This is a genomic window from Alteribacter lacisalsi (genome assembly GCF_003226345.1).
Classification (GTDB): domain Bacteria; phylum Bacillota; class Bacilli; order Bacillales; family Salisediminibacteriaceae; genus Alteribacter; species Alteribacter lacisalsi.
Genome location: NZ_PDOF01000001.1, coordinates 934,649 through 948,223 on the forward strand (window position 1 = coordinate 934,649; position 13,575 = coordinate 948,223).

General features: G+C 46.2%; 12 protein-coding genes. 9 read left to right on the forward strand and 3 right to left on the reverse strand.

The window, feature by feature from the left end; genetic code table 11:
• Nucleotides 1–37: 37 nt before the first annotated feature.
• Both pyc and CR205_RS04630 read left to right on the forward strand, forming a co-directional pair.
• Nucleotides 38–3,484, forward strand: a complete 3,447-nt coding sequence (pyc, locus tag CR205_RS04625) for a pyruvate carboxylase (RefSeq protein WP_110517411.1) — start codon at nucleotides 38–40, stop codon at nucleotides 3,482–3,484.
• Nucleotides 3,485–3,817: 333 nt separating this feature from the next.
• Nucleotides 3,818–4,264: a Dps family protein gene (locus CR205_RS04630; protein WP_110517413.1), complete on the forward strand. Its 447-nt coding sequence runs from the start codon at nucleotides 3,818–3,820 to the stop codon at nucleotides 4,262–4,264.
• 54 nt (nucleotides 4,265–4,318) lie between these two features.
• Here CR205_RS04630 and CR205_RS04635 read toward each other — a convergent pair whose 3' ends face one another.
• A complete protein-coding gene (locus CR205_RS04635) occupies nucleotides 4,319–5,221 on the reverse strand; it encodes a COX15/CtaA family protein (protein ID WP_328587712.1) in 903 nt (300 codons plus the stop codon).
• A 719-nt stretch (nucleotides 5,222–5,940) separates the two neighbouring features.
• Between CR205_RS04635 and cyoE the strand changes: the two genes are divergently transcribed.
• The 6 genes from cyoE to CR205_RS04670 all read left to right on the forward strand — a co-directional run bounded on the left by cyoE (nucleotide 5,941) and on the right by CR205_RS04670 (nucleotide 11,477).
• On the forward strand, nucleotides 5,941–6,876 hold the full coding sequence (gene cyoE / locus CR205_RS04645) for a heme o synthase (RefSeq protein WP_110517419.1): 936 nt from the start codon (nucleotides 5,941–5,943) through the stop codon (nucleotides 6,874–6,876).
• Nucleotides 6,877–6,921: 45 nt separating this feature from the next.
• Complete coding sequence (coxB, locus tag CR205_RS04650) at nucleotides 6,922–7,977, forward strand: cytochrome c oxidase subunit II (RefSeq protein ID WP_110517421.1); 1,056 nt, start codon at nucleotides 6,922–6,924, stop codon at nucleotides 7,975–7,977.
• 28 nt (nucleotides 7,978–8,005) lie between these two features.
• Complete coding sequence (ctaD, locus tag CR205_RS04655) at nucleotides 8,006–9,832, forward strand: cytochrome c oxidase subunit I (RefSeq protein WP_110517423.1); 1,827 nt, start codon at nucleotides 8,006–8,008, stop codon at nucleotides 9,830–9,832.
• Between the two features lies 1 nt (nucleotide 9,833).
• Nucleotides 9,834–10,454, forward strand: a complete 621-nt coding sequence (locus CR205_RS04660; RefSeq protein WP_110517425.1) for a cytochrome (ubi)quinol oxidase subunit III — start codon at nucleotides 9,834–9,836, stop codon at nucleotides 10,452–10,454.
• 13 nt (nucleotides 10,455–10,467) lie between these two features.
• The gene (locus CR205_RS04665; RefSeq protein ID WP_110517427.1) at nucleotides 10,468–10,818 is read left to right on the forward strand and encodes a cytochrome C oxidase subunit IV family protein; all 351 of its coding nucleotides are present in this window, start codon (nucleotides 10,468–10,470) and stop codon (nucleotides 10,816–10,818) included.
• A 200-nt stretch (nucleotides 10,819–11,018) separates the two neighbouring features.
• Complete coding sequence (locus CR205_RS04670) at nucleotides 11,019–11,477, forward strand: DUF420 domain-containing protein (RefSeq protein ID WP_236634702.1); 459 nt, start codon at nucleotides 11,019–11,021, stop codon at nucleotides 11,475–11,477.
• 76 nt (nucleotides 11,478–11,553) lie between these two features.
• On the opposite strand, the gene ytvI is transcribed toward CR205_RS04670, so the two are convergent.
• Complete coding sequence (gene ytvI / locus CR205_RS04675) at nucleotides 11,554–12,534, reverse strand: sporulation integral membrane protein YtvI (protein WP_236634755.1); 981 nt, start codon at nucleotides 12,532–12,534, stop codon at nucleotides 11,554–11,556.
• A 170-nt stretch (nucleotides 12,535–12,704) separates the two neighbouring features.
• Between ytvI and CR205_RS04680 the strand changes: the two genes are divergently transcribed.
• On the forward strand, nucleotides 12,705–13,085 hold the full coding sequence (locus tag CR205_RS04680) for an Asp23/Gls24 family envelope stress response protein (RefSeq protein ID WP_161524674.1): 381 nt from the start codon (nucleotides 12,705–12,707) through the stop codon (nucleotides 13,083–13,085).
• On the opposite strand, the gene CR205_RS04685 is transcribed toward CR205_RS04680, so the two are convergent.
• Nucleotides 13,082–13,438 (reverse strand): YugN family protein, encoded by a 357-nt coding sequence (locus tag CR205_RS04685; protein WP_110517435.1) that lies wholly within the window; start codon nucleotides 13,436–13,438, stop codon nucleotides 13,082–13,084. The genes CR205_RS04680 and CR205_RS04685 overlap by 4 nt on opposite strands.
• Nucleotides 13,439–13,575 lie beyond the last annotated feature (137 nt).

The window sequence follows — 13,575 nt, forward strand, 5'->3', positions numbered from 1 at the left end:
GCTTTCTTTTACATACCCATCCAAGGAGGAATTTCAGATGAACCGGCTTAACCGAATTAAAAAAGTATTGGTGGCCAACCGCGGGGAAATTGCCATCCGTATTTTCCGTGCCTGTACGGAACTTAACATACGCACGGTAGCAATTTATTCAAAAGAAGATACCGGTGCTTTTCACCGATACAAGGCGGATGAAGCGTATCTTGTAGGCAGAGGGAAAAAGCCGATCGATGCGTATCTCGATATTGAGGATATTATTAAAACAGCGAAAAGAAATGATGTCGACGCCATCCATCCTGGCTATGGGTTTCTGTCGGAAAATATCCAGTTTGCGAAACGCTGTAAAGAAGAGGGGATTATTTTTATCGGGCCGGATACGGAGCATCTGCGGATGTTTGGTGATAAGGTCCAGGCAAGAAAGCAGGCAATTGCCGCAGGCATACCGGTAATTCCCGGTACAGACGGCCCTGTGGCAGGGTTGGAAGAGGTAGAAGCGTTTGCTGAAGAGCATGACTACCCGCTGATGATAAAAGCATCTCTAGGTGGCGGCGGACGCGGTATGCGGATTGTCCGGGAAAAAAGCGAACTGAAAGAAAGCTTTGAGCGTGCACGTTCTGAAGCAAAAGCAGCTTTTGGCAGTGATGAAATGTATGTGGAAAAATTCGTAGAGAACCCCAAGCATATCGAAGTGCAGATTATCGGAGATCATGAGGGGAATCTGGTTCATTTATACGAACGTGACTGTTCGGTTCAGCGCCGGCATCAGAAAGTTGTTGAAGTGGCTCCGAGTGTGGCACTCAGCGATGAAGTTAGAGAGCGCATTTGTGCTTCTGCTGTCCAGTTGATGAAAAATATCGATTATGTAAACGCAGGTACGGTTGAATTTCTTGTTACGAGAAACGATGATTTTTTCTTTATCGAAGTAAACCCGCGTGTTCAGGTTGAGCATACGATCACAGAGATGATCACCGGTATTGATATCGTGCAGAGCCAGATCTATATCGCGGACGGAAAGAGACTGCACGATGCTCCCGTATCCATTCCAAGACAGGAAAACATTTATACACATGGTTTTGCCATTCAGTCACGGGTGACAACAGAGGATCCTACAAACGGTTTTCTTCCCGACACAGGCAGGATCATGGCGTATCGTACAGGAGGCGGGTTTGGTGTACGCCTAGATGCAGGTAACGGGTTTCAGGGCGCAATTATCTCTCCTCATTATGATTCACTGCTCGTGAAGCTGTCGACATGGGCTCTTACGTTTGAAGGGGCAGCAAGCAAAATGGTCCGTAACCTCAAAGAATTCCGGATCAGAGGTATTAAAACTAATATCGCCTTTCTGGAAAACGTTGTGCGTCATCCTTTGTTTATGCAGGGCCAGTATGACACCTCCTTTATCGACAAAACGCCGGAACTGTTTGTGTTTCCCGTGAGAAAAGACCGTGGAACCAAACTTCTCAGCTATATAGGCTATACCGCTGTTAATGGCTACCCCGGAATTGGAAAAAAGAAAAAGCCTGTCTTTGATGAGCCGAGGCTGCCGGAAACAGATTTTCTGAACCCGTTTCCGAATGGTACAAAGCAGATTCTGGACGAACGGGGGCCGGAAGGTCTGGCTGAGTGGGTCAAACAGCAGAAACAGGTACTGATTACAGATACCACCTTTCGTGATGCCCATCAGTCCCTGCTTGCCACAAGACTCAGAAGCAATGATCTGGAGAAAATAGCAGAGCCGCAGTCACGTCTACTCCCGAATCTCTTTTCAATGGAGATGTGGGGCGGTGCCACGTTTGATGTTAGCATGCGGTTTCTTCATGAAGATCCGTGGAAGAGGCTGATCAGCCTTCGAAACAAGGCGCCGAATGTTCTTTTTCAGATGCTGCTACGAGCTTCAAATGCGGTTGGCTATAAAAACTACCCAGACAACGTTATTGACGAATTCGTCGCTTCCTCTGCACAAGCAGGGATCGATGTGTTCAGAATTTTTGACAGCCTGAACTGGGTGGAAGGTATGAGACCGGCTATACAGGCTGTCCGGGATTCCGGAAAGATCGCTGAGGCAAGTATGTGCTATACCGGGGATATTCTGGATCCTGCAAGGAGCAAATACGATTTAGCTTATTATGTAAGGCTGGCGAAGGAGCTGGAGGAATCCGGTGCACATATTCTTGGGATTAAGGATATGGCCGGACTACTTAAACCAAAAGCTGCTTTTGAACTGATCGGCGCCCTCAAGCAGGAGCTGTCGATTCCGGTCCACCTGCATACCCATGACACAAGCGGGAATGGGATCTTTACGTATGCAAGAGCAATTGAAGCAGGTGTGGATATCGTTGATACAGCAATCAGCTCTATGTCCGGTCTGACGAGCCAGCCTAGTATGAACAGTCTGTATCACGCTATGTCGGGAGATCCGCGGCAGCCGGAACTGAATATAAAGGATGCTGACGCACTGAGTGATTACTGGGAGGATGTCCGTCATTACTACAAAGATTTTGAAAGCGGGATGATGTCACCGCATCCTGAAATTTATGCACATGAGATGCCTGGGGGCCAGTACAGTAATCTGCAGCAGCAGGCAAAGGCTGTCGGGCTTGGAGAACGCTGGAGCGAAGTAAAAGAAATGTATCAGCGGGTAAACCATATGTTTGGTGATATTGTAAAGGTCACACCGTCATCAAAGGTGGTTGGAGATATGGCGCTGTTTATGGTCCAGAATGACCTGGATGAAGAACAGATCTACCAAAAAGGGGACGCCATAGATTTCCCTGACAGCGTAATTGAACTTTTTCAAGGGTATCTCGGTCAGCCTTATGAAGGATTTCCGGAGAAGCTTCAGCGGGTGATCCTGAAAAAAAGGGAAGCGATCACGGTTCGTCCTGGAGAACTGATGGAGCCTGTTGACTTTGATGGACTTAAGGAAGAACTCTTTCATAAACTTGGCCGTCAGGTGACCGGGCATGACGCCGTTTCTTATGCGCTGTATCCCAAAGTCTATCTTGACTACCAGACCTTTATTGAACAGTACGGTGACATTTCAGTACTTGATACTCCCACGTTCTTTTACGGGCTGAGGATGGGAGAGGAAGTGGAAATTGAGATTGAACACGGCAAAACTCTGATTGTCAAACTTGTTTCCATCGGTCAGGCAAGCCGGGATGGAAGCCGTGTAATCTATTTCGAACTGAACGGCCAGCCGCGGGAAGTGCATGTAACGGATGAAAGCATTGAATCAGACGTAAAGCAGAAAGTGAAAGCAGATAAAAATAACGACCGTCATATCGGTGCTTCAATGCCCGGAACGGTAATAAAAACTCTCGTTTCCGAGGGCGATAAGGTTAAAAAGGGTGATCACCTGATGATAACGGAGTCGATGAAAATGGAAACGACCGTTCAGGCTCCATATGATGGTTCGGTAGAGGCGCTCCATGTTGTAAATGAGGAAGCCGTTCAGGCAGGAGATCTCCTGATTGTATTTAAATAAGGCTGTGTACGTAATCATTGTCGCTATTGGTCACATTATTAATGGAGCGAAAGGCGGCGACTCCAGCGGGAATAGCATCAGTTGAAGACCCCGCAGGACGATTTTTCCGAGGAGGCTGAAACGATGCCCGCGGAAAGCGTCCGCCTGCAGCGCAATAAAACAACAATCTATTCGAAAACAGCTGCTAACAGCAACGAGTATTCGTGATAATCAGTCTACTAAAACCGGGTGTTGACTAAGCTGTGGATGGCCCCTTTACTAACGGTAAAACGTTTAATTTTACCATGTTGGGGAAATAAATAAATGCAGATATCAGAAAGGGGAGATCAAGTCATGGCACACGAAAAACAAACAGAAATACTGAACCGCCACGTATCAAGTCTTAACGTACTATTTGTTAAACTGCACAACTATCATTGGTTTGTAAAAGGACCGGACTTTTTTACCCTGCATGAAAAATTTGAAGAGCTTTACAATGAAACTGCGGATCACATTGATGAACTTGCAGAGAGGCTGCTTGCAGTAAAAGGACGCCCTGTAGGAACCATGCGCGAGTACCTGGAGCTGTCGTCGCTTCAAGAGGCTTCGGGTGAAGATAAAGCTGAACAGATGGTCCAGGCCCTCTCAAAGGATTTTGATGTTCTGATTGAAGAACTAAAAGGGGACATTGAAACACTTGAAGAAGAGGTTGGAGACGAAGCTACCGCTGATATGCTGATTGAAATCCGCCAGTCATTTGAAAAACACAACTGGATGCTCCGCTCGTATCTGGGGCAGTAGATCTGTATAATAAACAACCTCCGGGTTCCTTGTGAGAGGATCCGGAGGTTGTTTTTACGACTTCCTTGAAGCGATCATGACACCATAACTTAGTACACCAAAAAGCAGACTGACGAAAAGGGCGTGAAAAAGTGTTGCCCAGAGTGTAAAGCCGGTGAAAAGAACTACAGCACCGCTGGCAACCTGGATCGTAACGAGAATAGTGGAAATGACTGCAGTCCATACCAATACTTTTTCATGCCTGTAATGCCTTAGAAGAGCAACGAGCATAATAACAATCACAATTAACAGTAGACCAGCAGCAACCCTGTGACCAAACTGAATGGCCACCCTTCCTTCAAGAGGCGGAATTATCTGGCCGTTACAGAGCGGCCACCCTCTGCACACGCCGCTTGAACCGGTATGTTTCACAAATGCGCCGGTATAAACGACAGTGTACATATAAATAATGACAAAGTATACATAATTTCTCATCCGCTTCGTGAGAGAAGCGGTTACTTTGCCATCTGTATAATCTGCTTCGAAGGCAAGCAGACAGAGAAGCAGAACACTGGCAAAGGAAACGAGGGAAAAACCGAAGTGCAGAGCCATGACTGCATCGGATTGCCCCCAGGCAACGGCAGCTGCTCCGAGCAGTCCCTGGAAGATGATTGCGAAAATCGCTAAAACTGAAAGGAACTTTGTTTCCCTGATATGCCCGAGTGTACGCCATGCCCAAACGGCAAGAATAATGACTACAAGTCCCATGACGGCAGAGACAATTCGATGTGTATATTCAATCCAGGTGGCTATGGTTGGAGCTTCCGGAATAACTTGTCCGTAACAGAGCGGCCAGGAAGTGCCGCAGGCGTCTCCTGAGCCGGTCTGGGTTACAAGTGCTCCTTGCAGGAGGACAATAAGCATTCCGAAAGACGCAAACACACTGAAAACCTTAAATCCTCTGTTCAATCTGTTCACCGGCTTTCTTTATATAGTAGAGATCAATAGCTGTTTTCGCATAGATTGTCGATCCTTTAACTAGAGTATGAGGCGCAATAACTGCAATCTTTCCCGAAAAAACCAAATTTATTAACATAAAGGCTCTGTTAAAGCTTAATGTTGATATTTTTTTGTTGTTGATTGAAGCGAGCGCGCGACACTCCTGCGGAAACAGCACCGGCTGAAGACCCCGCAGGGCGATCCTCCCGAGGAGGCTGAAGCAGTGCCCGCGGAAAGGGAGCGCAGGGAGCGGAAATCAACAACAGACTTTAACAGAGCCAATATAAAAAACGAATACATTCCGCCCTTCATTTTATGGAGAAAAGGGTCGAATGTCAATTTCAATACGATTATCTCACATATCAATGATATGTGAATTTAGATCAATCTTTGTTCAATAATTTGTAACAATCTGGTCAAAAACGGGCGATTAAGGCAAAATGCCAATGAATACGTGGTATGGATGTGCTAAAATATAAACTGGAACATCGTTGTTTCCCGTAATTTGATGAATTTCATCGTCTCTTCCTATATAATGTGAAGGGACCCTTCTCCTTCAAATATCCGGAAGTCTATTTCCAACATTCTGAAAATAGCTATTTTAGGATTTGCGCTTCCATCTTCCGGTACAAACAAGTAGACTTGTAAGGGGATTTTATTACGGCCAACGATGGTGACTAGACTCGGGGGGTGAAAGAATGAATAAATCCGGAGCGCTTTCTTCTACAGAGGTCATGAGCGAAGAACAGCAGCAGTCACAGGTCAAAAAGGCGACCTGGCGCTCATATATGGATATTTCGAAAACCGGAATCGTCAAATCAAACCTGATTACAATGTTTGCCGGTCTGTTTCTGGCCGCTCACTATACACAGACTCCTCTGTCAGCTGCACCTCACATTGTCATTCTTGCAATGCTCGGGTCAGCGCTTATCATTGCGGGAGGCTGTGCACTCAATAACTACGTAGACCGTGACATCGATGACAAGATGATTCGGACAGACAAACGACCTTCTGTCACAGGAGAACTCACAGCATCACAGGTGTTATGGTACGGGCTGATTACTTCCGCACTCGGTACGATGATGCTTGCTTCTGTTAATATGACAACTGCCGTTATCGGGCTATCTGGTCTTGTCATTTACGTAGTGTTCTATACTATGTGGACGAAACGGACAACCACACTGAATACTATTGTGGGCAGCTTCGCCGGAGCGGTTCCGCCGCTGATCGGCTGGGCAGCGATTGATCCGGGTCTTCATCCGTACGCATGGTCGCTTTTCTTAATTTTGTTTGTCTGGCAGACCCCGCATTTCCTGGCGCTTGCCATGAGAAGGTGTGAGGAGTATCGTGCCGCCGGAATACCTATGCTTCCTGTTGTAGCCGGATTTGGCGTAACAAAACGCCAGATTCTTATTTACACAGCTGCACTGATTCCAGTGTCCCTGACACTGTTCAATTTCGGTGCTGTGTACACGGCTGTGGCATTTGTGCTCGGTGTTGGCTGGCTGGTACTTGGTTTTGCTGGTTATAAAAAATATGACGATGACATCAAGTGGGCAACGCATATGTTCCTGTATTCTCTTGTCTACCTCATGGTCCTGTTTGCCGTGATGGTCATTGTTCATATGTTCTAAGTTTGAAAACTGTAAGTAAACAGAGAAAGAGAGGTTTATGACACGATGAAGAACTTGTGGCGAGCGCTTCCATTTTCTTTCATTCTGCTATTTTTAGCCGGATGTGGAAAACAAAACCTGTCTGCACTGGACCCTCGCGGCCCAGTAGCAGAAATGCAGTATTCCTTAATTATTCTCAGCTTGTTGATTATGATCTTTGTCATCGTGGTCGTGGCGGCGATTTACATCTATGTACTTGTTCGCTTCCGTGAAAAACCCGGCGACAATCATATTCCTAAACAGGTAGAAGGTAACAAGAACCTTGAGATCATCTGGACAGCGATTCCGATTGTCCTTCTTCTCATCCTGGCGATTCCTAACGTTATGGATACGTTTACACTGGCCGAAACCGAGCCGGATGAAGATTCGCTGGTCATTGAAGTAACAGGGCACCAGTTCTGGTGGGAGTTTGAGTATACTGATCTCGGCATTACAGCGGGACAGGATCTCTATATCCCAACGGATACGCGGATTATCTTTGACCTGGAAGCCTCAGACGTGATCCACTCCTTCTGGATCCCGGCACTTGCTGGTAAACAGGATAACGTACCCGGAATTACGAACTCACTCTGGATTGAAGCACCTGAAGAAGGGGTTTACCAGGGGAAATGTACAGAGCTTTGCGGAGAGTCCCACTGGCTGATGGACTTTAAAGTCATTGCGGTTGATCCGGACACATTTGAAGCTTGGGCCCAGGGAATGGCCGAGCCTTCCGAAGAACTGATCGAGCCTGCAGATGAAGTAGCTGCAGAAGGCCGTGAAGTTTATGAAGCAAATTGTCTTGCCTGTCACGCCGTTGGCGGTGAAGGCGGTAACCCTCAGGGGGGACCTGACCTGACCAACTTTGCAGAGCGTGAAGTAATTGCAGGCTTTATCGAATGGGATGCAGATACAGAGTATGACGGTGAAGAAGTTAGTGCTCTGGAAGGCTGGCTCCGTGAACCACAGGAGTACAAGCCGGGCAACTATATGCCTGCATTCGGCCATGAAGCAATTGATGAAGATGAAATGGCTTCTCTTCTCGAATATCTGGATACACTTCGAGTATTAGATGACGAATAACGTTCACAGTTTAAGGGGGTAAACCAACGTGTCACAAGCATACGCTAAGAAAAGCGTGCTTTGGGACTGGCTGACAACGGTCGACCATAAAAAGATCGGTATTCTTTATTTGGCTGCCGGTGGCTTCTTCTTCGCCCTTGGCGGACTGGAAGCCATGCTGATGAGAATTCAGCTCATGTTCCCGGAGTTAGGCTTTGTATCTGAACAGACATTTAACGAACTACTGACAATGCATGGAACGACGATGATCTTCCTTGCAGCGATGCCGCTTTTATTCGGATTTATGAACTACATTGTACCGCTGCAGATTGGTGCACGGGATGTTGCCTTTCCGTTTTTGAATTCACTCGGTTTCTGGCTCTTCCTTGCCGGGGGGATCCTTCTTAACCTGAGCTGGTTCCTGGGCGGCGCACCTGACGCAGGGTGGACAGCTTATACACCGCTCTCAAGTGCCTATTCCGGAACGGGGATTGACTATTACGTCCTCGGACTCCAGATAAGTGGTGCCGGAACACTGATTGCCGGGATTAACTTCCTTGTTACAATCATTAACATGCGTGCCCCTGGTATGAGTATGATGCGTATGCCGCTCTTCACATGGAGTAGCTTTGTTGCATCGGCACTTATCCTGTTCGCATTCCCGGCTCTTACAATCGGTCTTCTTCTTCTCATGCTGGAGAGACTGTTCGGAGCTACCTACTTTGCTGTTGATATGGGTGGTAACGTTGTAATCTGGCAGCATTTATTCTGGATCTTTGGACACCCGGAAGTTTACATTCTCATTCTGCCGGCCTTCGGTATCTTCTCCGAAGTACTGGCTACGTTCTCCAAGAAACGTCTTTTCGGTTACTCCGCAATGGTATTTGCGACACTGATTATCGGTTTCCTTGGATTCATGGTATGGGCTCACCACATGTTTACAGTGGGGATTGGTCCTGTAGCTAACGCAATCTTTGCGGTTGCCACAATGGCCATTGCCGTACCAACAGGTATTAAAATATTTAACTGGCTGTTTACAATGTGGGGCGGGCGTATTCAGTTCACAACCGCAAACCTGTTTGCCATCGGTTTTATCCCATCATTCGTAATGGGCGGGGTAACAGGTGTTATGCTTGCAACAAGTGCAGCGAACTACCAGTTCCACGATACGTACTTTGTTGTGGCCCACTTCCACTACGTTATTATCGGTGGTGTAGTACTTGGTCTCTTTGCCGGTGCTTTCTACTGGTGGCCAAGAATGTTCGGTTACAAACTGAATGAAACACTTGGTAAATGGTTCTTCTGGCTGTTCCTGTTCGGATTCCACCTGACGTTCTTCGTCCAGCACTTTGTGGGTCTGATGGGAATGCCGCGACGCGTGGCATCCTACCTGCCTGGCCAGGGACTTGACGGCCTTAACTTGATCAGTTCGGTCGGTGCCTTCTTCATGGCAGTGGCGTTTCTCCTGTTTGTATGGAACGTAATCGTTTCTGTCAAAAACAAAGCGGAGGCTGATCCTTGGGACGGCCGTACGCTGGAGTGGGGCATTCCGTCTCCGACACCGGAGTACAACTTTGCCCAGACACCGCTCGTACGTGAACTTGATGCACTTTGGTATGAAAAAATGCACGGAAACGGAAAGCTCAAAGCAGCTGAACCGCTTGATGACATTCATATGCCGAACGGTTCGATCCTTCCGGTTATCATGTCAATTGGTCTGTTCATTGCTTCATTCGGTCTTATTTATCACGTGCACCCGGTAACCATTATTGGTCTTCTGATAACGTTCGGCTGTATGTTTGTCCGTTCGATTAAAGAGGATCACGGTTATCATATTCACAAAGAAGATATTCAAAAAGAAGAGGGGGCGGGGTAAGATGGCACAGGCAGAACAGGTTAAACACGACCAGGCCCTTCCTCCATACCCTGAAAAAGCAACTCTGGAAGGGAAAAATAAATTTCTTGGATTCTGGTTTTTCCTAGGTGGTGAAACAGTTCTTTTTGCCAGTCTGTTCGGGACCTATCTTGGTCTCCGCAACGGTGTGGCTGATGGTCCCACGTCCCAGGAACTGTTCCACCTTGACCTTGTGTTCTACATGACGATGATCCTTCTTACAAGCTCACTTACAAGTGTGTTTGCCATCATCAACATGAAGAAAGGAAATTACAAAGGTCTTCTCGGCTGGATGTGGGCAACCGTTGCACTCGGTGTAGCCTTCCTGTCATTCGAGATTTATGAGTTCTGGGATTATACAGTGAATTACGGACTCGGCTTTACAACGAGTGCCTTTGCTTCCTCGTTCTACACGCTTGTCGGGACACACGGAGCTCACGTGCTGTTCGGGGTACTGTGGATTTCGACACTTCTGATCCGTTATGCAAAAACAGGACTTACGCTTACAAACGCACCAAAATTCTATACAGCGTCTCTATACTGGCACTTTATCGACGTTGTATGGGTATTTATCTTCACCGTCGTTTATCTGATGGGAGTATAAGGGGGTAACTTAGATGGATCCACATGTTTCTGATCCGAGCGCTCCTTTAAAAGGAGGGCCATCAAAGAAAACAGAAAAAAAGCTGGCGAAAGAAGCGAGGCACCAGGTCATTTCCTTCGTGTTTATGATCTTCCTGACATCTGTTGCCTTCCTTACCGTTGCCAGTGATACGATTCCAAACCGCTTTGCGATTCCATTTATTCTTCTGATCGCAGTTGTGCAGGTTCTGATGCAGCTTTATTACTTCATGCATTTGAACGACCGTGGAAACGGCTGGAACAACATTATGCTCTGGACGGGAATCTTTGTTGCGGTGATGACAGTTCCGACACTTATGCTCTTAATCGGTGTTATTAAGTTCTAAGGAAGCCGGAACGAATGATTTTTAGAGCCTCTGCCATCAGGCAGAGGCTCTTTCTTATCAGGCCGGTTTTGTCTCCGTGAGGAACATTGTTTATAATGAATGAGGAACATTTCATCATTTTGTCACAAACAGCGAAACCATCATTCATCAAAGTTCGATATGATGGTAGCAGAATGGACATCAGGAAAGGCGGGAGAACGGTGGCTACGTTTTTACCATTTGTCAGTACGATCTTTATCGGGGCCAGTGCTCTTTTTGTAGCAGCAGGCTGGTACCTCGTTTCAAGAAGAAAAATAGAAGCTCATAAAAAAGCAATGTTCTGGGCTGCAGTTCTTGCTGTTATCTTTTTCATCACCTATTTGTCTAAAACCTTTTTTATCGGAAGTACGGCTTTTGGCGGTCCGGAAGATGTGAGGCTTTATTATACGGTCTTTCTGCTGTTTCATATTACGCTCGCAACAGTTGCAGCCGTAATGGGAATCTGGACGCTCGTAACAGGATATAAGAACAAGCTTCATGTTCACCGCCGGCTCGGTCCGATCACTTCGGTTGTCTGGTTTATCTCTGCAAGTTCGGGAATTATGGTGTATCTGCTGCTGTACGTTATATATCCTCCAGGTGAAACCACGAATGTATGGCGCGCCATACTTGGAATATAAAAGAAAAACCTGCTTCCCATGGATAATGGGAAGCAGGTTTTTTACTTTCAGGCTTCGTTTTCTATTTTGTCAGTGCTTAGATTTTAACATTCATTTTAATAATTCCCGCTTCTCTGGCACTCGCAAACAGGATGACCACAAGAGGTCCGAGTATGAAGCCGAGGATCCCAATCAGCTGAAGACCGAGATAGAGAGAAATAAGTGTAGCGAGTGGGGATAGACCGATATGATGGCCCATCACCTTTGGTTCAACCGTACGTCTGATCACAAGCAGGATAACGGCAAGAACCAGTAACTGTACTGCCATGACCGTCTCTCCCGCAATAATGTGGTAAAGCGCCCACGGTGCAAGTACGGCAATAGAACCGATGATTGGAATAAAATCAATGATCCAGATAATAATCGACATCAGAAACGCAACTTCAGGAGCAATGAAGAGTAGTCCGATAAATGTCACAATGAAAATAATAATACTTACCAGAAATTGAGCCTTGAAGAAACCGAAAATCACGTAGGACAGCCTTGAACTCATAAATCTGACTTTTTCGGCTGTTTTATCTGTCATATAGGAAAAGACTTTCAATTTCAGTCTTGGAAGTTCCAGCAGAAACAGATAAAGGGCAATCAAATAAACAATCAGAGAAACGAGGTAGGCCGGTATTTTTATAATGATGTTTGTTACATGATTAATGATATTGATTTCTTCAAAATAATTTCTGAAGTCGTTTAGTGTATAAGTAACCTGACGATCGAGAGACTCCACAAGTTCGGGAGATATCTCTCCCAGCTGTTCACTCAGATTATCCTCTATGTCAATCCAGACAAGGCCGATTTCATTAATGGTGGACGGGAGGGTTTCCACAAACTGATTCACCTGGGTGACAGCTTTGGTTGTCAGGATGTATGAGGACAATCCGATCACACATAAAAATAGCATAAAGACGATGAACACCGAAAGGCTTCGTCTAAGCTTGGCGCGTCTCTGAAGAACCGATACCGCCGGTGCCAGAAAGAGTGCTGTAATAAGGGCGAGAATCAGCGGGACAGACACGGGCATGACAAAGTAGATTAAAAGAGCTGCAATGAGTATCCCGATGCCAATATAGATGTATTTTTTATAATGTTTTAATGTCACCGTTAAACCCCTTTCTGGATGCAGACGCTCTATTTTATTATAGATGAACAGTCTGGCCAATGACAGCGGGAAATAAGGAGAGGAGCATAAAAATGAAAAAAGCCGTGCATGTCTTTACGCACACGACGTTAAAAGGAAGTGTAAGTGTCTCACTTAAGGCGCTGCGTCAGTATGTATGCCTGATCTTTGAAGACTGGACAGCGGGACGCCCCTTTATGGTACTGGCAGGAGATGTGCCCAGAATGATTGAATCATTTTCACCTGTTAAAATCAATGTGTCGGAGAAAAACAAAGAGAAGCTTTCGATCACGCTTGAGGTTATCGTTCAAAACGGCGTCCCCATTCATTCGCAGTGCCGAAAGCTCCAGAGATTTATGGCGGACCAGCTGCGTGAACTCACTTGTGTGTCAATTGAGGAAGTGAACATCCGCGTTGTGTCCTGCAAAGTTGACATGCTGCAGCCTGCCGATTAATTCGACTCTTCAAGCAGCTGTTTTTTTACTTTGTCCATTTTCTTTTCACAGTTTCTGATAATGTGCTCAGGGAACGTTTCATTATCATACTCTACACCGTGCGGGTAATAATGTTTTCCAAGGAACGCCTTTAGAATTTTTACAATGCTGTGGGGCTGAGGAATTTCACCTTCCACTGCATATGCCTGTAAACGGAAATAATAGACGTCGTCCTTTACCTGATCAATGAACTTATAGTCAAACGTAGCACGCTCATAATCCCACTGGTATGTAAAACCGAGGTCTTCCATGACGCTTTCAATTAATTCAAACTCGACTTCGAGACCTTCAAGTTCTTCTACTTCAAATCTCATATTCGTATACCTCCTGCATCTGTGTCTGGTTTCATTCCTTTTTATTCTATTACGAAATCGGTCAGGATGCAACGAAACCTTCTGTATAGCAGGGATTGTTCACGGTTTCGCCAATCCCGAAGCTTTTACGGGAAGTC